At 64.6% G+C, this 18978-nt stretch carries 20 protein-coding genes; 10 read left to right on the top strand and 10 right to left on the bottom strand.

Annotation, left to right across the window (positions count from 1 at the left end; translation table 11 throughout):
* The 4 genes from DFR38_RS03310 (at window position 1) to DFR38_RS03295 (ending at window position 3144) form a co-directional block, all read left to right on the top strand.
* The gene (locus tag DFR38_RS03310; protein ID WP_110312993.1) at window positions 1–1149 is read left to right on the top strand and encodes a UbiH/UbiF family hydroxylase; all 1149 of its coding nucleotides are present in this window, start codon (window positions 1–3) and stop codon (window positions 1147–1149) included.
* A 15-nt stretch (window positions 1150–1164) separates the two neighbouring features.
* Window positions 1165–1902, top strand: coding sequence for a DsbC family protein (locus DFR38_RS03305; protein WP_110312992.1), 738 nt, complete (start codon window positions 1165–1167; stop codon window positions 1900–1902).
* 27 nt (window positions 1903–1929) lie between these two features.
* The gene (locus DFR38_RS03300; RefSeq protein ID WP_110312991.1) at window positions 1930–2721 is read left to right on the top strand and encodes an energy transducer TonB; all 792 of its coding nucleotides are present in this window, start codon (window positions 1930–1932) and stop codon (window positions 2719–2721) included.
* A 162-nt stretch (window positions 2722–2883) separates the two neighbouring features.
* Window positions 2884–3144, top strand: a complete 261-nt coding sequence (locus tag DFR38_RS03295) for an acyl-CoA-binding protein (RefSeq protein ID WP_059287656.1) — start codon at window positions 2884–2886, stop codon at window positions 3142–3144.
* Between the two features lie 91 nt (window positions 3145–3235).
* Here DFR38_RS03295 and DFR38_RS03290 read toward each other — a convergent pair whose 3' ends face one another.
* Genes DFR38_RS03290 through phnG form a run of 8 tightly spaced genes read right to left on the bottom strand, consistent with a single transcriptional unit; the run spans window position 3236 to window position 9414 of the window.
* Window positions 3236–3805: a phosphonate degradation HD-domain oxygenase gene (locus tag DFR38_RS03290; protein ID WP_110312990.1), complete on the bottom strand. Its 570-nt coding sequence runs from the start codon at window positions 3803–3805 to the stop codon at window positions 3236–3238.
* Window positions 3805–4953, bottom strand: a complete 1149-nt coding sequence (locus tag DFR38_RS03285) for an alpha-D-ribose 1-methylphosphonate 5-triphosphate diphosphatase (RefSeq protein WP_110312989.1) — start codon at window positions 4951–4953, stop codon at window positions 3805–3807. Before DFR38_RS03285 ends, DFR38_RS03290 begins: the two co-directional genes overlap by 1 nt.
* A gap of 23 nt (window positions 4954–4976) precedes the next feature.
* On the bottom strand, window positions 4977–5678 hold the full coding sequence (phnL, locus tag DFR38_RS03280) for a phosphonate C-P lyase system protein PhnL (RefSeq protein WP_059287501.1): 702 nt from the start codon (window positions 5676–5678) through the stop codon (window positions 4977–4979).
* Between the two features lie 4 nt (window positions 5679–5682).
* Window positions 5683–6456, bottom strand: coding sequence for a phosphonate C-P lyase system protein PhnK (gene phnK / locus DFR38_RS03275; RefSeq protein WP_059287500.1), 774 nt, complete (start codon window positions 6454–6456; stop codon window positions 5683–5685).
* Entirely contained in the window at window positions 6453–7307 is an 855-nt protein-coding gene (locus DFR38_RS03270; protein ID WP_059287499.1) for an alpha-D-ribose 1-methylphosphonate 5-phosphate C-P-lyase PhnJ, read from the bottom strand. Before DFR38_RS03270 ends, phnK begins: the two co-directional genes overlap by 4 nt.
* A complete protein-coding gene (locus tag DFR38_RS03265; protein ID WP_110312988.1) occupies window positions 7300–8397 on the bottom strand; it encodes a carbon-phosphorus lyase complex subunit in 1098 nt (365 codons plus the stop codon). The genes DFR38_RS03270 and DFR38_RS03265 overlap by 8 nt, the downstream gene beginning before the upstream one ends.
* Window position 8398: 1 nt before the next feature.
* Window positions 8399–8974, bottom strand: coding sequence for a phosphonate C-P lyase system protein PhnH (gene phnH, locus DFR38_RS03260; RefSeq protein ID WP_059287561.1), 576 nt, complete (start codon window positions 8972–8974; stop codon window positions 8399–8401).
* Window positions 8974–9414 (bottom strand): phosphonate C-P lyase system protein PhnG, encoded by a 441-nt coding sequence (gene phnG, locus DFR38_RS03255; protein ID WP_110312987.1) that lies wholly within the window; start codon window positions 9412–9414, stop codon window positions 8974–8976. Before phnG ends, phnH begins: the two co-directional genes overlap by 1 nt.
* A 160-nt stretch (window positions 9415–9574) precedes the next feature.
* On the opposite strand from phnG, the gene phnF reads away from it, so the two are divergent.
* The 3 genes from phnF to phnN are packed head-to-tail and all read left to right on the top strand — an operon-like array spanning window position 9575 to window position 11521.
* Complete coding sequence (gene phnF / locus DFR38_RS03250; protein ID WP_059287559.1) at window positions 9575–10297, top strand: phosphonate metabolism transcriptional regulator PhnF; 723 nt, start codon at window positions 9575–9577, stop codon at window positions 10295–10297.
* Window positions 10297–10983, top strand: a complete 687-nt coding sequence (locus tag DFR38_RS03245) for a DUF1045 domain-containing protein (protein ID WP_110312986.1) — start codon at window positions 10297–10299, stop codon at window positions 10981–10983. Before phnF ends, DFR38_RS03245 begins: the two co-directional genes overlap by 1 nt.
* The gene (phnN, locus tag DFR38_RS03240; RefSeq protein ID WP_110312985.1) at window positions 10973–11521 is read left to right on the top strand and encodes a phosphonate metabolism protein/1,5-bisphosphokinase (PRPP-forming) PhnN; all 549 of its coding nucleotides are present in this window, start codon (window positions 10973–10975) and stop codon (window positions 11519–11521) included. Before DFR38_RS03245 ends, phnN begins: the two co-directional genes overlap by 11 nt.
* A gap of 79 nt (window positions 11522–11600) precedes the next feature.
* On the opposite strand, the gene ald is transcribed toward phnN, so the two are convergent.
* Together ald and DFR38_RS03230 are read right to left on the bottom strand one after the other, a co-directional pair.
* Window positions 11601–12722, bottom strand: coding sequence for an alanine dehydrogenase (gene ald, locus DFR38_RS03235; RefSeq protein WP_110312984.1), 1122 nt, complete (start codon window positions 12720–12722; stop codon window positions 11601–11603).
* A gap of 361 nt (window positions 12723–13083) precedes the next feature.
* Window positions 13084–14685 carry a sensor domain-containing diguanylate cyclase gene (locus DFR38_RS03230; protein ID WP_059287393.1) on the bottom strand — a complete coding sequence of 534 codons (1602 nt, stop codon included), beginning with the start codon at window positions 14683–14685 and terminating at the stop codon, window positions 13084–13086.
* A 249-nt stretch (window positions 14686–14934) separates the two neighbouring features.
* Here DFR38_RS03230 and DFR38_RS03225 point away from each other — a divergent pair, with 249 nt between their 5' ends.
* From DFR38_RS03225 to DFR38_RS03215, 3 genes are all read left to right on the top strand, one after another.
* The gene (locus DFR38_RS03225) at window positions 14935–15957 is read left to right on the top strand and encodes a putative 2-aminoethylphosphonate ABC transporter substrate-binding protein (RefSeq protein ID WP_110312983.1); all 1023 of its coding nucleotides are present in this window, start codon (window positions 14935–14937) and stop codon (window positions 15955–15957) included.
* Between the two features lie 208 nt (window positions 15958–16165).
* On the top strand, window positions 16166–17260 hold the full coding sequence (locus DFR38_RS03220; protein WP_059287394.1) for a putative 2-aminoethylphosphonate ABC transporter ATP-binding protein: 1095 nt from the start codon (window positions 16166–16168) through the stop codon (window positions 17258–17260).
* Window positions 17254–18960, top strand: a complete 1707-nt coding sequence (locus DFR38_RS03215) for a putative 2-aminoethylphosphonate ABC transporter permease subunit (protein WP_110312982.1) — start codon at window positions 17254–17256, stop codon at window positions 18958–18960. The genes DFR38_RS03220 and DFR38_RS03215 overlap by 7 nt, the downstream gene beginning before the upstream one ends.
* Window positions 18961–18978: the final 18 nt, after the last annotated feature.

The raw sequence follows: 18978 nt of genomic DNA, 5'->3' as shown, positions 1-18978 counted from the left end.
ATGACACAGTACGACGTGATCATCGTGGGTGGTGGCCTGGTGGGGGCCAGCCTGGCGCTGGCGCTGGCCGACAGCGGCAAGAAAATTGCCCTGCTGGAAGGTTCCGCCGCCCGCTTTGACGATCTGGAGCAGGGCTGGGATGCGCGCATCTATGCCGTCAGCCCGCTCAACCGCCGTTTTCTGGAACAACTGCAAGCCTGGCCGGACATGGCGCGCATCGGCACCATTGCCAGCATGGATGTGCGTGGCGATGCCGGTGGCCGCATCCAGTTTGCCGCCAGCGATGCCGATGCCAGTGCGCTGGCCTGGATCGTGGAAAACCGCTGGCTGCTGGCCAGCCTGTGGCAGCGCCTGCGGCACAGCAGTGTCGACTGCTTTACCGGCGTGCGGCCGCTGGCACTCGAGACCACGGCCACGGCAGCCTGCCTGAGGCTGGACGATGGCCGGGAGCTGCGCAGCCGGCTGGTGGTGGGCGCGGACGGTGCCAACTCCTGGGTGCGCCAGCAAACCGGCCTGGCCGCCAGCATCAAGCCCTATGGCCAGAGCGGGGTAGTGGCCAATTTTGCCTGTGAAAAGCCGCATGGCGATATTGCACGCCAGTGGTTTACCGGCGACAGCATTCTGGCCTGGCTGCCCATGGCGGGCAATCGCATTTCCATGGTGTGGTCCACTGCCGATGCGGATGCGCTGCTGGCATTGTCTGCCGAGCAACTCTGCGCCCGTGTGGCGGCTGCCGGTGATCACCAGCTGGGCCATCTGAGCCTGCTCGGACCGGCCGCGGCATTTCCGCTGCGGCTGATCCAGCCGGCAGCGGTGGTCAGCCAGCGCCTGGCTTTGGTGGGGGATGCCGCCCACACCGTGCACCCGCTGGCGGGGCAGGGGGTCAACCTGGGCTTTCAGGATGCCGCCCAGCTGGCCGCGCTACTGGCCAGCGCCAGCGATGCCGGCGACTGGATGCTGCTGCGCCGCTACGAGCGCTCGCGCCGCGAGGCGGTGAAAACCATGCAGTTTACCTGCGACAGCCTGTATCGGCTGTTTCACACCGAACACCTGCCGGGATTGTCCTGGTTGCGCAATACCGGCCTGACACTCACCAACCGGCTGACACCGCTCAAGCGGCAGTTTGCCCGTCATGCCATTGGCTTCTGAACCCGAGGAATCTGAATGAAAACCACCGTAAAAGCCCTGGCGCTGGCCGCCTCCATGCTGCTGAGCCTGAGCGCCTGCAATGCCAATGCCACTCCCTCCAGCAACGAGCAGGTGAAAAAGGCCTTTTCCAGCCGCTTCCCCACCCGTGAAGTGCTGAGCGTGAGCGAAACCCCGGTCAAGGGGGTATACGAGGTGGTGGTGAAGGGCAAGCAGATTGTCTACACCGACGCCGAGGCCAAATACCTGTTTGTCGGTGATCTGATCGATACCGAAGCCAAGTCCAGCCTGACCGAAAAGAAAATGGCCGAGCTGAATCGCGTCAACTTCAACAAGCTGCCCTTCCAGTACGCCATCAAGGAAGTACGTGGCAACGGCGCGCGCAAGCTGGCGGTGTTCACCGATCCGGACTGCCCGTACTGCAAGCAGCTGGAGCGTGAAAGCCTGCCCGACATCACCAATGTCACCATTTACACCTTCCTCTATCCGTTGGCCCAGCTGCATCCGGATGCGCCGCACAAGGCCCGTCAGATCTGGTGTTCCAAGGACCGTCTGGCTACCTGGACTGCCTTCATGCGCGATGGCAAGGAACTCACCGGCACCGACAAGTGCGATACCAGCGCACTGGACAAGATCGAAGCCATGGGTGACGAACTGGGCATTACCGGTACGCCTGGCCTGATCTTTGGCAATGGCCGCCTGGTGCCGGGTGCCATTGCCAAGGACGACATCGAAAAACTGCTGGATGCCAAGTAAACCAGCTGGCGGAGTGTGGCCAGTTTCATGAAGCTGCCTGCCGGCCTGCGCTGGATGCCGGCCCAGTGGCGCTGGGCCGCTCTGTCAGAAGGCGACCGCCTGCTGCTGATGCTCAGCCTGTCGCTGCTGCTGCACCTGCCGCTGTTTCTGCGGCTGACACAGGACGGCAGCCTGCACGGCCAGCCATCAGCCATGTCGGTGCGGCTGGGGCCGCCCGCCCGGCAGGCTGCGCCCGCGGCAAAAGCCAGCCCGCCGGCCACGCCAGCCAGGCTGGCCGTCCAGCCCAGGTCTCTTCCACGCCATCAGGCCAAACTCCTGCTGTCTCCCGCCAGCAAGACGCGGCTGGCGCAGGCGGCCAGCGCGGCCGCCGTGACCAGCCCGCCGCCGGCGGTATTGCCAGAGCCGGTGGCATCCGCAGTCGCGCCAGTCTTGCCCGATGCCAGCCAGCCGCTGGCCGCCAGCCCGGCCAGTGCGCCCGCGCAGGATGAGGCCACCTCACAGCAGCTGGGGCTGGATTTTTACTATGCCGCACGGCAGCTGGATGTGCTGGCGCTGGAGCAGCTGCCTATCCAGCTGGTCGAGCCGTATGGGCTGGGCATGGATGAGGTCGAGGTCACCCTGCGGGTATATATCAACGAGCAAGGCGGGGTGGATGCGGTACAGCTGGTGTCGGCGCGGCCGGCCGGGGTCGAGGGGCCGCTGCTGGAAGTGTTCCGCCAGGCGCGTTTTTATCCGGCCATCCGCCAAGGTCATCCGGTCAAGAGTTTCAAGCTGATCCGCATCGGTCCACCCGGTGATGGCGCGCTGCCGGGCAACTAGGCCGCCCGCGCGGGGCAGGCAGCAGCGCCTGTTTCGTGCTAAATTCAGCCATCCCGGCACAGCCGGGAGCCGGGTCGGCAGCGTCAGGCAGCCGCCCGTGCCAGTACAGCGGAACATACCGCTCCTGTTACCCAATGACGAAGCAATCACGAAGGAAGAAGCATGTCTGATCTGAATGCACTGTTTACCCAGGCCCAGGCCGATGTCACCTCGCTGTCCGAGCGTCCGGACAACCAGACCCTGTTGCAGCTGTATGCGCTGTACAAGCAGGCCAGTGAAGGCGATGTCAGCGGCGAGCGCCCGGGCATGATGGACTTCATCAACCGCGCCAAATACGATGCCTGGGACAAGCTCAAGGGCATGTCCAGCGATGACGCCAAGCAAGGCTATGTCGACGTGGTGCAAAAGCTGCTGGCTGAATAAGCGCCGCTGCTGCCCGCACGCCAGCCTGGCTGCGCATAAAGAAAAAACCGCTGAACCCTTACGGGGCAGCGGTTTTTTTAATGTGCTGCGGTCAATGCCGCTTGCCGGTCTGCTGCGCAGCCAGGTGTGCGGCCATCACCGGCCACAGCCATTCCACTTGCTGCAGCTGCCAGCCGCCATCCTTGGCTGCTTCATCCAGCCGGCGCAGCAGCAGGATGTCCTGCAGGTCGGGCAGCCGGGCGAAGGTCTCCACCTCGACGGCGCTCATCGGGCCGCCCTGATAAGCCAGGGTGGCGGTGCTGGCGCTGGACAGCTGTTGCAGATAGGCCGGGTCGATGGCGCACAGATAGCGTTTGGCCGCCACATGCATGCCCACCAGCCGGGCCACCCGCGCCGAGAAGCCCAGTTCCAGCAGGTAATCGGCCCCGAGCCGGTCGTGCGCCTGCACGCCGTACTCGCCCATGGCGGCGACACCGTCGTGTTCCAGCAGATGGCCGACATCGTGCAGCAGGGCGGCCAGCTGTATTTCTTCGTCACAGCCCCAGTCGCGCGCCAGCGTGGCGGCCTGGATGGCATGGTCGGCCTGGGTAATGGCTTCGCCATAGTGCTGCTGGCCGTGTTCCAGCAGCAGGCGGCGCAGGGTGGTGATGGTATCCGGCATCAGAATACCCTCCGCCCGGCGTTCCACACCTGCTGCACCAGCGGCACTGCCGGGTGCGGGCGCACTTGCAGCAGGTCGGCACGCAGGCCGACGGCGATCCGGCCGCGGTCGCTCAGCCCCACTGCCTGTGCCGGATTGTGGCTGACGGTGGCAATCGCCTGCGGCAAGCTCCAGCCGGCCTGTGCCACCAGCAAATACGCGGCGTGCAGCAGGCTGGCCGGCACATAGTCGGAAGACAGGATGTCCAGCAGGCCGTGTTGCGCCAGTTCCAGCGCGGCGACATTGCCGGAATGCGAGCCGCCACGCACCACATTGGGTGCGCCCATCACCGTGTGCAAGCCGTGCTCGCGGGCGGCCTGGGCAGCGGCGCGCGTGGTGGGGAATTCGGAAATCGTCACGCCATCCAGCACCGCCTCGCTGATATGGGACAGGTCGGTATCGTCGTGGCTGGCCAGCGGAATGCCATGCTGGCGCGCCAGTTCCACCACGGCCTGCTTGTGCCGGCCGGCATACTGTTGCTGCAGGTGCTGGCGTTCACTGACTGCCTGCAGGAAGGTCTGTTCGTTCCAGCCGACCTTTTTCTTGCCGTAGTACTTTTTGTATTGCTCGATATCGCGATACTGGCGCTGGCCCGGAGTATGGTCCATCACCGACACCAGGCGCACGGCTGGGTGGCTGATCAGCGGCTGCAATTCTTGCAGCAGGCCGGGATAGGCCAGCTCACAGCGCAGGTGGAACAGGTGATTGGCGCGGAACACGCCTTGCTCCATGCCCAGGTTGATGGCGGCAAAGGCGGTGTGCAGGGTGTCGAGCCGCACGCTTTCGCCTTCCAGATCGCCCACGGCCAGCGCATCGAAGACCGTGGTGATGCCGGCTGCCGCACACTGGGCATCGTGGGTGACCACCGCCGGCAGCATCGGCCAGAGCACGCCGTTGCGCGGCATCAGGTGCTTTTCCAGATTATCGGTGTGGATTTCCACCAGGCCGGGCAGCAGGTCGTCGCCATGCAGGTCCTCGCAGGCGGGGGTGTCGGGCGGCAGCGGCTGTTCATGCACGGCGCTGATCAGGCCGTTGTCGATTTCCAGCGAGCCGCGCTCGATGATGCGGTCGGCCAGGATCAGGCGGGCATTGTTGAGCAGGTGTTTCATCGGGCTTCTTTCGCAGTCAGGGCTCAGGCGCACAGGGCAGGGGCCAGCGGCACATCGAAAATGCGGCTGGCCACGGCGGCGCGGGTGTCTTCATCATGGAAAATGCCGACCAGCGCCGCACCGCGCTGGCGTGCTTCAAGCATCAGCTCGACCACCACGGCGCGATTGGCCGCGTCGAGCGAGGCGGTCGGTTCATCCAGCAGCAGGATGGGGCGGGGGGCGATCATGCCGCGGGCGATATTCACCCGCTGCTGCTCGCCGCCGGAAAACGTGGCCGGCGGCAGCTGCCACAGCCGCTCGCCGATATTCAGCCGCGCCAGCCATGCGCCGGCCTGCTGCTGGGCTTCCTGCATAGAGTAGCCCCATTCCAGTAGCGGTTCGGCCACGATATCCAGGGCCGACACCCGTGGAATAACCCGCAGGAACTGGCTGACATAGCCCAGGGTATGGCGGCGCACGGCGGCAATTTCATGGGGCCGGGCGGTGGTCATGTCGACCCAGCTGCCCTGGTGCCGGATGCGGATGCTGCCACCCCCTACCAGGTAGTTCGCATAGAGTGCCTTGAGCAGGGTGCTTTTGCCGGCACCGGAGGGGCCGGTCAGCGCCACGCATTCGCCTGCGGCCACTTGCAGTGAAACATCGGCGAGCACCGGCAGCGCCAGTCCATGCTGCTGGTGCAGGACAAAGGTTTTGCTCAGCTGTTGAGCATCGATCAGTAGCTTCATGATTTCAGGCCTGCAAAATGGAGGACACCAGCAGCTGGCTGTAAGGGTGTTGCGGATCATCCAGGATCTGGTCGGTCAGCCCGGCTTCCACCACCCGGCCCTGTTGCATCACCAGTGTGCGCTGCGCCAGCAGCCGTGCCACGCCCAGATCGTGCGTCACCATGATGACGGCGATGCCGGTATCGTGGACCAGCCGGCGCAGCAGGTCGAGAAAGCGCGCCTGGACCGAGACATCCAGCCCGCCGGTGGGTTCGTCCATGAACACCAGTCGCGGCTGGGTGACCAGATTGCGGGCGATCTGCAAGCGCTGCTGCATGCCGCCGGAAAAGGCGGTGGGGCGGTCGTCCAGCCGCTCGCGGCTGATTTCCACTTTTTCCAGCCACTGGGCGGCGGTTTCGCGCAGCTGGCCGTAATGGCGCTGGCCCAGCGCCATCAGCCGTTCGCTGACATTGGCACCGGCCGATACATTCATGCGCAGGCCGTCGCGGGCATGCTGGGTGACAAAGCCCCACTCGCTGCGTGCCAGCCGGCGGCGCTCGGCTTCGGCCAGGGTGGTCAGTTCGTGGCTGCTGCCGGCGCGGTCGCGAAAGCGCACGCTGCCGGCATCGGCGCTCAGGCGGCCGGCCAGGGTGGCGAGCAGGGTGGATTTGCCCGAGCCGGATTCACCGACAATGCACAGCACCTCGCCCTCGTACAGTTCGAAATCAATGTCAAAGCAGCCTTGCCCGTTGCCATAGTCCTTGGCCAGGCCGCTCACGCTCAGTACTGGCTGGCTCATGCCTTGCCCTCCTGCTGTTGCTGGCAGTAATCGGTATCGGAGCAGACAAACATCCTGGCTCCGGCGTCGTCGGTGATGATTTCATCCAGATAGCTGTCATGGCTGCCGCACAGGGCGCAGGCCTGCTCCCAGCGCTGCACGCTGAAGGGATGGTCGTCAAAGGCCAGGCTTTCCACCCGGGTATGCGGCGGAATGGCATACAGCCGCTTTTCGCGGCCGGCGCCGAACAGCAGCAGCGCCGGGCTCATGTGCAGCTTGGGGTTGTCGAATTTGGGGATGGGCGAGGGCGAGCTCAGATAGCGCTGGTTCACCATCACCGGGTAGTCGTAGCTGGTGGCGATATGGCCGAAGCGGGCGATGTCTTCGTACAGCTTGACGTGCATCAGCCCGTATTCCTGATGGGCATGCAGCTTGCGGGTTTCCACCTCGCTGGCTTCCAGCGTGCGCAGCGCTTCCGGCTCCGGTACCTGGAACACCATGATCTGCCCGGAGCGCAGCGGGGTTTCCGGGATGCGGTGACGGCTCTGGATCAGGCTGGCTGCCGCGGTGCTGCTGGTGGTGGCCACGCCGGTGACACGGGCGAAGAAGCGGCGGATGTTGACGGCATTGGTGGTGTCATCCGCGCCCTGGTCGATGACCTTGAGCACGTCATCCTGGCCGATGATGCTGGCGGTGAGCTGGATGCCGCCGGTGCCCCAGCCATAGGGCAGCGGCATTTCCCGGCTGCCGAACGGCACCTGGTAGCCGGGAATGGCCACCGCCTTGAGCAAGGCCCGCCGCAGCATGCGCTTGGTGTTTTCGTCGAGAAAGGCAAAATTGTATTGCCATTGGCTATGACAGGCTTCAGTCATGGGCGGCCTCTTGTGGTGCGGAGGAGTTGGCCTGGGCGCGCAGGGTGCGGATCAGCGACAGCTCGGCCTGGAAGTCGACGTAATGCGGCAGCTTGAGATGCTGGACAAAGCCGGAGGCTTCCACATTGTCGCTGTGATACAGCACGAATTCCTGCTGCTGGGCCGGGGCGTGGGCCGCTTCGCCCAGTTCTTCGGCACGCAGGCTGCGGTCGACCAGCGCCATGGCCATGGCCTTGCGTTCGGCCTCGCCAAAGCTCAGGCCATAGCCGCGGGTGAATTGCGGCGGGGCGGTCTTGCTGCCGGCAAACTGGTTGATCATCTGGCATTCGGTCAGGGTGATTTCGCCGATGTCGATGTCAAAGCCCAATTCTTCCGGGCAAACGCTGACGCTGACTTCACCCATGCGGATTTCGCCGGCAAAGGGGTGGCTTTCGGCGTAGCCGCGCTGGGTGGAATAAGCCAGGCCCAGCAGCCAGCCTTCATCGGCACGCGCCAGGTTTTGCAGGCGGGTGGCGCGGTCGGCCGGGAACATCAGCGGCTGGCGGGTGAGGTCGGCCGGCTCCGGGTCGCCGGGCAAGGGCTGCTCGGCTTCGATCAGCCCTTCGGCGGCCAGTACTTCCAGCACGCTGGGCAAGGGCTGCGGTACGCCGCTGTCGGCCAGGGTGCAGGGCGGCACTTCGCTGCTGTGGCCCAGCGAGAAGTCCAGCAGGCGCTGGGTGTAATCGGCGGTGGGGCCCAGTATCTGGCCGCCCGGCACATCCTTGAAGGTGCCGGACACGCGGCGGCGTACCCGCATGGCGGCAGTATCCAGCGGCTTGCTGCTGGCAAAGCGCGGCAGGGTGGTACGGAAGGCGCGCAGCAGAAAGACCGCCTCCACCGTGTCGCCGGCGGCCTGCTTCAGCGCCAGCGCGGCCAGTTCCTCGTCGTAGAGCGAACCTTCCTGCATCACCCTGGCCACGGCCAGGCGCAGTTGCTGGCGGATCTGCCCCAGGCTCAGCTCGGCCAGTGCGCTGTCGCCACGGCGCGCGGCGGCCAGCAAATCCCAGGAACGGGCAATGGCGGTTTCGCCACCTTTTACGGCTACATACATGTCATCCCTCCTGTACCACGGTGCTGCGCGGCAAGCCGGCCAGCTGGGTGGCGGAAATCAGCAGCACATCCACACCCAGCGGGAAACGGGCATGGTTGGCCTGCCATTGCGTCCAGAACGCCGGCGGCAGTCCTGTTGCACCAAAGCGGCGTGGGCTGGCGAAGCCAGGGCCGCTGGCTTCCACTTGCTGCGGGGTAAAATCTTCCACTTCCAGCAGCACGGTGGCGGAGCGGTCCGGGTATTCCGGGCTGCCGGCGCGCAGGCTGGACAAGGGGGGCAAGGCACTGCCGGCCGGCAGCAAAATGAAATCGGCCTGCTCTGGTGTATCTGCCAGACGCAGCGCGCAATGAAAGCGCAGGCTGGCCAGCGTGGCGGGCGGCAGCGCTGGCGCCCATAGCGTCACATCCTGATCGATCAGGGTATAGAGCAAGGCACTGGTGGCCGGCTTGAGGCCGGGCAGCGCCGGCGGCAGGCAGGGCAGGGTGCGCGGCAGCAGTGGCTCGGCCATCGCCGCCAGGGTGCAGCGGAATACCTGCTGGCAGTCCTGCACCATATTGTCGAAAGCTTGTAGTAGCATCAGTCCCCCCTGACCATGGTGAAGAACTCGACCTTGCTGGCCGCCGCCGCACGGGCGCTCTGTTCGCGCCGTGCGCTGAGTTCCTGTTGCAGCGGCTGCAGCAGGGCTGCCTGCAGCGGCGGGTAGTATTGCGGGTTTTGCAGCAGCGCATCGGCCTGGGCAATCAGCTCGGCATGCTGGCCATCGCTGCCGCGTACCCAGCCATGCCCCAGCCAGCCGGCGATCTGGCAGCTGGCGCGGGTGACGCTGATCTCGCCCAGATTGAAGCGGCTGCCGCTGCCGCCGCTGCGGCCCTGCAACATCACCAGGCCGGTCTGGGCGCGCCGCAGCCAGCTGATATCCGCAGCCGGAGGCAGGTGCTGTTGCAGCAGCTCGGCCAGCCGTGGTGCCGGGCTGTGTGCCAGCAGACTGAGCCAGTATTGTCTTGTCGTGGTTTCCATGTGGGTGGTGAACCTGTGCTGGTTTCAAGAAAAATTCATATAAACGTATAGACGACTGCATGATAATGGCAGCAGTCGATAAGTGAACAGCACGTCAGCGTGAAGTTTTTGTGAAGCTTGGATTGCGCCGCTAGACCAGTGGCGGTGACGGAGAAAAAAGATGATTGAACGCGGTTCAGGGGTGGCGGTATGGCGTCAGATCGAAAACAGTCTGGCCGAGGAAATTGCCTGCGGCCAGCTGCAGGCCGGTGAGCAACTGCCCACCGAGCTGCAACTGGCGGAACGCTTTCGCGTCAACCGCCATACCATACGGCGCGCGGTGGCCACGCTGGTGGAGCGCGGCCTGTTGCGGGTGGAGCAGGGGCGCGGCACTTTCGTGCAGGACAATGCCATCGACTACGCCATCAGCAAGCGCACGCGTTTTTCTCAGAATATGGCCAGACAGAATCGCAGCTCGGATATCGATGTCCTGGCCAGTGACAGCCTGGCGGCCAATGCCGAACTGGCCGAGCTGCTGGGGGTGAATGTGGGCGAGCTGCTGTTCCGCATCAAGACGCTGAGCCGGGTGGAAAACCGGGTGGTCGATTACTCCACCATGTTCTTCCCGGCTGCACGCTTTCCCGATCTGCCGGCCATCTACCAGCAGCAGCGCTCGGTCACCCTTACCCTGCAGCACTTCGGCATCCAGGACTACACCCGCCGCTTTACCCGGGTGACGGCACGGCTGCCGGACAGCGAGGTGGTGGACTATCTGGGCATTCCCAAGAACCGCCCGGTATTGCATGTCAAATCGCTGAATGTCGATCCCGACGGTCGTCCGGTGCAGTACGGCATCACCTGTTTCAATGGTGACCTGGTGCAGCTGGTGATGGAGGATCAGTGATGCGCTATGCCGTTTACCTGGCACCTGCCCCCGACAGCCGCTGGTGGCAGGCCGGTTGCCACTGGCTGGGCCGGGATGCCGCGCGCGATGTGGCGGTGCTGCAGCCCGCGCTGGCTGGCATCAGTGGCGAACGTCTCGAGCTGCTTACCCGCACGCCAGCGCGCTATGGCTGGCATGCCACGCTGAAAGCGCCGTTTGTGCCGGCCGCCCAGGTCAGCGAGGCCATGCTGTTGCAGCAGCTGCTGGCGTTGGCCCGGCGTTTCCAGCCATTCAGCCTGCCGCTGCAGCCGGCCAGACTGGGTGATTTTCTCGCCCTGCGCCCGTCTGCCCCCAGCGCCATGCTGGATGAGCTGGCCAGCAGCTGCGTGGTGGCGCTGGATGGACTGGTCGAGCGGCAGCAAGCCATACGGCCACGGCCCGGCCTGAGCGAACGCCAGCAGCAATTGCAGCAGCGCTGGGGCTATCCCTATGTGTTCGAGCAATACCGCTGCCACTTCACCCTGAGCGATACGCTGGCGGATGCCAGCGAAGCACAGCAGCTGTTGCAGGCGGCCGAGCGCCATTTTGCCGACCTGCCGCCCCTGCTGGTGGACCGGCTGGCCTTGTTTGTCGAGCCGCAGCCGGCCAGCCCCCTGCGCTATCTGGCCAGCTGCGGCTTTGATGGAGTGCTGCAGCATGTGGGTTGAACCGGGAAGGCTGTGGTATGTGATGGGGCCGTCGGCGGCGGGCAAGGACAGCGTGCTGGCCTATGTGCGGCAGCAGCTGCCGGCCGCGGCCGGTGTGGTGTTTGCCCACCGCTATATCACGCGCGCGGCCGATGCCGGCGGCGAAAACCATATCGCGCTGAGTAGTGAGGAATTCCGTCAACGGCAGGCCAGCGGCTGCTTTGCCTTGTGCTGGCAACGCAATGGCCTGGATTATGCGCTGGGGGTGGAGGTGCAAAGCTGGCTGGCACACGGGCTGGATGTGGTGGTGAATGGTTCGCGTGCCGCCCTGCCGCAGGCGCAGCTGGTGTTCCCCTCGCTACAACCGCTGTGGATTACCGCCAGTGCCGAGGTCCGGGCCGCGCGGCTGGCTGCGCGTGGCCGCGAAACGCCGCAGCAGATTGCCGCCCGCCTGCGTGAGGCCGATGCCTATCAGCCGCCGCCGGGCTGTATCGTGCTGCAGAATGATGGTGCGCTGGAGCAGGCCGGCCAGCGGCTGCTGACCCTGCTGCTGGCCTGAACGCTGATGCAATCAGGCCGGCCAGCGCCATGATCCTGGCGTGGGCCGGCCTTGTCAGCAGCGGACAGCCTGAGGGGAATCAGGCGGTCTTGATGGCTTCCACCGGATCGACATAGGGGTAGCCCAGATCATCGGCCACCGCCTTGTAGGTGATCTTGCCATGGCACACATTCAGGCCATTGCGCAGGTGGGCATTGTCCAGCAGTGCCTGACGCCAGCCCTTGTTGGCCAGTTCCAGCGTGAAGGGCAGGGTGGCATTGTTCAGCGCCTGGGTGGAGGTGCGGGCCACGCCGCCCGGCATATTGGCCACGCAGTAATGCACGATGCCATCCACCACATAGATGGGGTCCTGATGTGTCGTCGCGCGGCTGGTTTCGAAACAGCCGCCCTGGTCGATGGCCACATCCACCAGCACCGCACCCGGTTTCATATTGCCCAGCATGGCGCGGGTCACCAGCTTGGGTGCCGCCGCTCCCGGAATCAGCACCGCACCGACCACCATGTCGGCTTCGCGGATGGATTCGTCGATATTGGCGGTATTGGACACCAGGGTCTTGATGCGGCCACCGAACACCATATCGATTTCCTTCAGGCGCGGCAGCGACTTGTCCAGAATGGTGACATCGGCGCCCAGCCCGGCCGCCATGCGCGCCGCATTCAGGCCCACCACACCACCACCGATCACCACCACGCGCGCCGGTGCCACGCCCGGCACGCCACCCAGCAGCACGCCACGTCCGCCCTGGGCTTTTTCCAGCGCATGGGCGCCGGCCTGGATGGCCATGCGCCCGGCCACTTCCGACATCGGTGCCAGCAAGGGCAGGCCGCCGCGCTCGTCGGTCACGGTTTCGTAGGCAATGGCCACCGCGCCGGATTCGGTCAGCAGCTTGGTTTGCTCCGGGTCCGGCGCCAGGTGCAGATAGGTAAACAGGATCTGGCCGGTACGCAGCATGCGGCACTCCACCGGCTGCGGTTCTTTTACCTTCACCACCATCTCGGCCTTGGAAAATACCTCTTCTGCCGAAGAAGCTATCGAGGCCCCGGACTGGATGTACTGTTCATCGGTAAAACCGATGGCCAGCCCGGCCTGGGTCTGCACCAGCACCTTGTGGCCGTGGGCGACCAGTTCGCGCACGCCGGAAGGGGTGAGACCCACACGATACTCGTGGTTTTTGATTTCCTTGGGAACACCGATCAACATTACCGTCTCCTTCTGTTATTGGATGGAAGCAACAGCAAACGTCTTGGGCAGGTAGCCGGGCGACCTGTTGGTGACAGGCGGCCTGCTCGGTCAGGCAGCGATGACAGGGCTTGTCATCCGGACGGCGGCGCACTGGCATGCTGCATGCCGACTGGCGCGGCCAGGGCTGGCCGGGGTCCGATCCCGTGGCGGGATGTTTTGTAGTATATGGAGGCGTGGACAGGGGTATTCACTGTAGTTTTTCGCCAGGGCAGGGTTATTTTTCGGATATTTCTTATTTTTGGTGAGAATGTGCTGAAAAATTTAACTGGCCGGATTGGTTTGATCATGGTCAAACAGCAGCGTGCCGCCCAGCCCGCTGCTAGCTGCGCATCAGGCAGTTGCCACCGGCATGTTTGGCCAGATACATCGCCTGATCCGCCTCCTGCAGCAGCGAATCGGGCGTGCTGTCGGCCCGGGCCAGGGTCAGGCCGATGGAAATGCCCAGCTGGAATTCCTCCGTGCCAATGCGCAGCGGCGGCTGCATGGCGGCTAGGCATTTTTCCGCCACGATGCGGGCAATGTCCCTGGCCTGCTCGTCCAGGTCACACAGCAGCAGCACGAATTCGTCACCGCCGATACGCGCCAGGGTGTCGGTTTCGCGCAGTACCGCTTGCAGCCGGGTGGTGACCATGCGCAAGGCCTCGTCGCCGGCATCATGCCCCAGGCTGTCGTTGATGTGCTTGAATCCGTCCAGATCCATGAACAGCAGAGCCACGTGCTTGCCGTGGCGGCGTGACTGCGCCAGCGCCAGTTTCAGCCGGTCTGCCAGCAACAGGCGATTGGGCAGCCCGGTCAGGGTGTCGTGGTGGGCGATGCGTTCCAGCTGCGCCTGCTGTTCGTGCAGCTTGCGCAGCAGCCGGTTGAAGGCGGCGATGAAGTGGCCCACTTCATCATTGCGGCGGATGGCCAGCGGCACCAGCGGCAGTTCGCCGCGCGTCATGCGTTCGGCGTCGGCGGCGGCATGAAACAGCGGCCGCAACACGTAATACATGCAGGCCGATGCCAGCAAGGCAAACAGCACGGTGGCCACGATGGCACCGCGAATGGCGAAGGTCTGCACATGGCCGACGGTGGCAAAGGCCTCGCTGCTGGGCAGGCGCGCCACCACAAACCAGCCGCTGCTGGGCACCGACACGATGGCGGCAACTTCTTCCTGACCCTCGGCATTGGTGGTGATGCCGCTGCCGCGATAGCCGGCCATGGCGCGGTCATGCAAGGGGTTGATGCCGCTGGCGGGCAGCTTTTGCAGGTTCATGCCCTTTTGCGAGGAGGCCACGAACAGGTTGTCGCGCGGCGACACCAGCACAAAACCACCATTGTCATGGCCGATCTGGGCTTTCTGCAGCAGGTCGAGAAAGCCGGGTGCCGCCAGGGGCGTGATGCCGGCCAGCACGGCCACCACCTGCATGTCGCGATTGAACACCGGCACGGCCATCGGCAATACCGGTACGCCCAGAGCATGGCCCAGTACCGGGCGGCCGATATAGCTGCTGCCCTGCAAGGCAGCCCTGATGTAGTCGCGGTCGATATAGCTGCGCTCGGTGCGGCCAGGCGCTACCGGGTAGTCGGCCACGGCCCTGCCGTGCAGATCAGCCACGAACAGGCCGCCGGAAAACAGGTTCTGGTACTGGTATTGCTGGCGCAGCCACTGGCGCAGCTGCTCCGGCCGCTGCAGCAAGGCTTGTGGCAGATCGCTGGCGAGATGGGTCAGCAGGGTCTGGCGCTGGCTGATCTTGTCATCGATATCACGCGCCACATAGCTGGCCAGCGCCAGCTGCTGTTCCTGCACCACCGTGCTGAGATCCTGGCGCAGGAAATGTCCCAGCGCGTAATAGCGTGCCAGCGAGCCGATGCACACCAGGCAGACCACCAGGATCAGCAAGCGGGTGATGATGCTGTCAAAGATGCGACGCAGGGTCATTGGGCAGCTTCGGGGTCCGTTTATTTTATGCTTGCAGTGTATACCGCGGGCATTGGCTGCGGCCAAGAAAATCGGCAGCGCCACGCTGGGCGGACTGTTTGCGGGAAAGGTCTAGCAGCGCAAGACAAGTTTCATGTCGGTTTAACTGCCTTGTCATTCATGCCGGTCAAGATGCAGCCATTGACTGGCCGACCAGCCTTCAAGTGCCGGTAAATTTGTCTATACGTCTAAATCAATGGAGTAATGTCGATGAAAAAGCAGATGGCTGCATGTATTGGCCTGGTGTGTACCGGCCTGATGGCTCCGCTGGCACAGGCCACCACCACCCTGACGGTGTATTCCGCACTGGAAGCCGACCAGGTGAAGGATTACAAGGAAGCCTTTGAAAAGGCCAATCCGGATATCGAGCTGCGCTTTGTGCGCGAATCCACCGGGGTGATCACCGCCAAGCTGCTGTCGGAAAAGAACAATCCGCAGGCCGACGTGGTGTGGGGGCTGGCTGCCACCAGCCTGATGATCCTGGATCAGCAGGGCATGCTGCAAGGCTATGTGCCCAAGGGTGTGGAAAAGCTCAATCGCGAATTCGTCGACAAGGCGCACCCGCCGAAGTGGACGGGCATGGACGTGTGGGCCGCCACCATCTGCTTCAATACCGTGGAAGCCGCCAAGAAAGGCCTGCCCAAGCCGGAAAGCTGGGCCGACCTGACCAAGCCGGTTTACAAGGGTCAGATCGTGATGCCGCATCCGGCCTCGTCCGGCACCGGCTATCTGGATGTGTCCGCCTGGCTGCAGATGATGGGCGAGAAGAAGGGCTGGGACTACATGGACAAACTGCACGTCAACATGGCGCAGTATGTGCACTCCGGCAGCAAGCCGTGCAAGATGGCCGCCGCCGGCGAATACCCCATCGGCATTTCCTTTGAATACCGCGGTGCCGAGCTGAAGGAAAAGGGCGCGCCGATCGATCTGGTCTATCCCAAGGAAGGTCTGGGCTGGGATCTGGAAGCCACGGCCATCCTCAAGGGCAGCAAGAACCTGGCCGCCGCCAAAAAGCTGGCGGATTTCTCGGTCAGCCTGCCGGCCATGCAGCTGTATGAAAAGAACTACGCCGTGGTGGCCATGCCGGGCGTGGCCAAGCAGAACCCCTATATCCCCACCGACTACGCCAAGCGCCTGAGCAAGAACAACTTTGCCTGGGCCGCCAAGAACCGCGAAGCCATCCTGCAGGAATGGTCGCGTCGTTATGAAAGCAAGGCCGCGCCGAAGAACTGAGGCGGTGTGCTGAACGGCTAGTTGTCCATTACCCGCGACACCAGCAGTCCGCCGACTGTTGGTGTCGTTTGTTTGGCGCTGCCGCCACTTGCCGGGCCGGCCATTGCGCCGTGCCGGCCCTGGCCCAATCAGCTGGTCAGCCTGTTGTCTGTCGATTTATACCACGCATGCCGGTAGCGCTTGCCGGCGGTGGCAGAAGGAGTGTTTCATGAAACCGGCCGAACACGGCTTGAGCGATCACCTGACCATGCGCGGGCTGTCCCGCCGCTTTGGCAGTTTTACCGCGCTGGATGCGGTATCGCTATCCATACGCAAGGGCGAGTTCGTCTGTCTGCTGGGGCCTTCCGGCTGCGGCAAGACCACCTTGCTGCGCCTGATTGCCGGGCTTGATCTGCCGGATGCCGGCAGCATTGCGCTGCAAGCGCGCGATATCACCCGTGCCGCACCGGCGCAGCGTGATTACGGCATCGTCTTCCAGAGCTATGCGCTGTTTCCCAACCTGAGCGTGGCGGACAATATCGCCTACGGGCTCAAGCCACGGCATGAGCGGCAACGCCACCGCCTGCGGGTACGCGAGCTGCTGGACATGGTGGGCCTGCCCGGTGCCGAGGACAAATACCCGGCGCAATTATCCGGTGGCCAGCAGCAGCGCGTGGCACTGGCGCGCGCGCTGGCGACCTCGCCCGGCCTGCTGTTGCTGGATGAACCGCTGTCGGCGCTGGATGCCCGGGTGCGCGACAAGCTGCGCGAGGAGCTGAAAGGCTTGCAGCAGCGCCTGGGGGTGACCACGCTGATGGTGACGCATGATCAGGAAGAGGCGCTGGCCATTGCCGACCGGGTGGTGGTGATGAATGCTGGCCGGATCGAGCAGATCGGCACGCCGGCGGAAATCTACCGCCAGCCCTGCAGCCGCTTTGTGGCGGAATTCGTCGGCGAGGCCAACTGGCTGCCGGCCACGGCCTGCGGCGCGCATGAGGTACGCGTGGGCAACCATGCGCTGCGGCTGCAACAGCCACTGCCGCCAGCCCCGGCCTTGCAGCTGTTTTTGCGGCCGGAGGACGTCATCATCAAGCCGCGCTGGGAAAACGCGCCCAATACCGTGCTGGCCCGCGTCGACAATATCAGTTTTGGCGGTGCGCTGACCCGCATCCGCCTGTTGCCGGAAGGCATGCCCGGCCAGGTGCTGTATGCCGAAGTCTGTCCCGGCATGCTGGACCGCCAGCCGCTGGTGCCGGGGGAGATCGTGCCGGTGGAACTGCCGGCGGCCCGCCTGCTGGCCTTTGCCGGAGACCTGCCATGCTGAGCGCGGTATTACGCTGGCGGCCGCGTGGCGGGCAGACCGGCATCGCAGGCGAGGCGCGCATTGCCAGCCTGCTGCTGTGGGCGCTGGTGGCGGTGTTGCTGCTGGGGCTGGGCCTGCCCTTGCTGTTTATCTTTGCCAAGGCGGTACAGGATGGCGACGGCGGCTTTGTCGGCCTCGTCAATTTTGCCCAGGTGCTGCAATCACCGGGCCTGATGCGCGCCAGCAGCAACAGCCTGCAACTGGGGCTGACCGTCACCGCACTGGTGCTGCCACTGGCCTTTGCCTTTGCCTGGGCCCTGCTGCGCAGCCGGCTGTGGGGCAGGGGGTTGTGGCGGCAGATCGGCCTGTCGCCGCTGCTGGCGCCGTCGCTGATGCCGGCCATTTCGCTGGTTTACCTGTTCGGCAACCAGGGCCTGCTCAAGGACTGGCTGCACGGCGGCAATATCTACGGCTTCTGGGGCGTGGTGCTGGGCGAGTTGTTCTACACCTTTCCCCATGCCTTGCTGATCATCATGACGGCGCTGTCCGCTGCCGATGCCCGGCTATACGAAGCTGGCCGGGTGCTGGGGGCCGGACCCCTGCGCCAGTTCCTCACCATCACCCTGCCCGGGGTGCGTTACGGGCTGGTTTCGGCGGGGCTGGTGGTGTTTACCCTGGTGCTGACCGATTTCGGCGTGCCCAAGGTGGTGGGGGGCGATTTCAATGTACTGGCGGTGGAAGCCTTCAAGCAGGTGATCGGCCAGCAGAACTTTCCGCGCGGGGCGGTAGTGGGCTTGCTGCTGTTGCTGCCGGCCATCCTGTCCTGTCTGGTGGAGCGGCGCATGGCCAGGCGGCAGCAGGCGGCGCTGACCGCGCGGGCGCAGCCGTTTGCCCCGGCACCATCATGGCTGCGCGATGCCTGCGCCCTGCTGCTGTTGCTGGCCATCAGCCTCTTGCTGCTGGCGCTGCTGGGGGTGGGGGTGGCGGCGTCCTTCATCAAGTACTGGCCGTACAATCTGGACTTTACCCTGGCCCATTATCAGTTCGACACGGTGGATGGCGGCGGCTGGTCGGCCTATGTCAACAGCCTGCAGCTGGCCACGGCCACGGCAGTGCTGGGCAGCCTGCTGGTGTTTGTCGGGGCCTGTGTCTGCGAAAAACTGCCGGGCATGGCGCTGGGGCGCAGCCTGCTGCGCTTTCTGGCCATGTTGCCGATGGCGGTGCCGGGGCTGGTGCTGGGCCTGGGCTATGTGTTCTTTTTCAATCATCCGGCCAATCCGCTGCATGGCTGGTATGGCAGCCTGGGCCTGATGGTGTTGTGCTGCATTGCCCACTTCTATACCACGGCGCACCTGACCGCCGCCACGGCACTCAAGCAGCTGGATGGCGAGTTCGAAGCGGTGGCCGCTTCGCTGAAAGTGCCGTTCTGGGTGACCTGGTGGCGGGTGAGCCTGCCGGTCTGCCTGCCGGCGCTGGTGGATGTGGCGCGCTTTCTGTTTGTGTCGGCCATGACCACGCTGTCCGCGCTGATCTTCATCATGACGCCGGAACACAGCCTGGCGGCGGTGTCCATCATCACCATGGACGATGCCGGCGATACCGCTGCGGCAGCGGCCATGGCCACGCTGGTGGTCTTGAGCTCGGCCGGGCTGTCCTTGCTGCTCAGCCTGCTGGAGCGGCTGCTGGGCCGACGCAATCAGCGCTGGCGCAAGCCCGGCTGAAAGCGGGCCTGGCGCTGG

It is taken from the genome of Aquitalea magnusonii (genome assembly GCF_003202035.1).
Classification (GTDB): Bacteria; Pseudomonadota; Gammaproteobacteria; order Burkholderiales; family Chromobacteriaceae; genus Aquitalea; species Aquitalea magnusonii.
Note: the sequence above shows the minus strand (reverse complement) of the source record. Positions and strands in the feature narration are given on the sequence as shown.

Coding starts and splice junctions, on each gene's coding strand:
- DFR38_RS03310 (WP_110312993.1), top strand. CDS start 1: ATGACACAGTACGACGTGATCATCGTGGGTGGTGGCCTGGTGGGGGCC.
- DFR38_RS03290 (WP_110312990.1), bottom strand. CDS start 3,805: ATGCCGGATACCATCACCACCCTGCGCCGCCTGCTGCTGGAACACGGC.
- ald (WP_110312984.1), bottom strand. CDS start 12,722: ATGTTGATCGGTGTTCCCAAGGAAATCAAAAACCACGAGTATCGTGTG.
- DFR38_RS03295 (WP_059287656.1), top strand. CDS start 2,884: ATGTCTGATCTGAATGCACTGTTTACCCAGGCCCAGGCCGATGTCACC.
- DFR38_RS03270 (WP_059287499.1), bottom strand. CDS start 7,307: ATGACTGAAGCCTGTCATAGCCAATGGCAATACAATTTTGCCTTTCTC.
- DFR38_RS03265 (WP_110312988.1), bottom strand. CDS start 8,397: ATGTATGTAGCCGTAAAAGGTGGCGAAACCGCCATTGCCCGTTCCTGG.
- phnG (WP_110312987.1), bottom strand. CDS start 9,414: ATGGAAACCACGACAAGACAATACTGGCTCAGTCTGCTGGCACACAGC.
- DFR38_RS03215 (WP_110312982.1), top strand. CDS start 17,254: ATGCTGAGCGCGGTATTACGCTGGCGGCCGCGTGGCGGGCAGACCGGC.
- DFR38_RS03230 (WP_059287393.1), bottom strand. CDS start 14,685: ATGACCCTGCGTCGCATCTTTGACAGCATCATCACCCGCTTGCTGATC.
- phnN (WP_110312985.1), top strand. CDS start 10,973: ATGTGGGTTGAACCGGGAAGGCTGTGGTATGTGATGGGGCCGTCGGCG.
- DFR38_RS03300 (WP_110312991.1), top strand. CDS start 1,930: ATGAAGCTGCCTGCCGGCCTGCGCTGGATGCCGGCCCAGTGGCGCTGG.
- DFR38_RS03285 (WP_110312989.1), bottom strand. CDS start 4,953: ATGAAACACCTGCTCAACAATGCCCGCCTGATCCTGGCCGACCGCATC.
- DFR38_RS03225 (WP_110312983.1), top strand. CDS start 14,935: ATGAAAAAGCAGATGGCTGCATGTATTGGCCTGGTGTGTACCGGCCTG.
- DFR38_RS03245 (WP_110312986.1), top strand. CDS start 10,297: ATGCGCTATGCCGTTTACCTGGCACCTGCCCCCGACAGCCGCTGGTGG.
- phnL (WP_059287501.1), bottom strand. CDS start 5,678: ATGAAGCTACTGATCGATGCTCAACAGCTGAGCAAAACCTTTGTCCTG.
- phnH (WP_059287561.1), bottom strand. CDS start 8,974: ATGCTACTACAAGCTTTCGACAATATGGTGCAGGACTGCCAGCAGGTA.
- phnF (WP_059287559.1), top strand. CDS start 9,575: ATGATTGAACGCGGTTCAGGGGTGGCGGTATGGCGTCAGATCGAAAAC.
- DFR38_RS03305 (WP_110312992.1), top strand. CDS start 1,165: ATGAAAACCACCGTAAAAGCCCTGGCGCTGGCCGCCTCCATGCTGCTG.
- DFR38_RS03220 (WP_059287394.1), top strand. CDS start 16,166: ATGAAACCGGCCGAACACGGCTTGAGCGATCACCTGACCATGCGCGGG.
- phnK (WP_059287500.1), bottom strand. CDS start 6,456: ATGAGCCAGCCAGTACTGAGCGTGAGCGGCCTGGCCAAGGACTATGGC.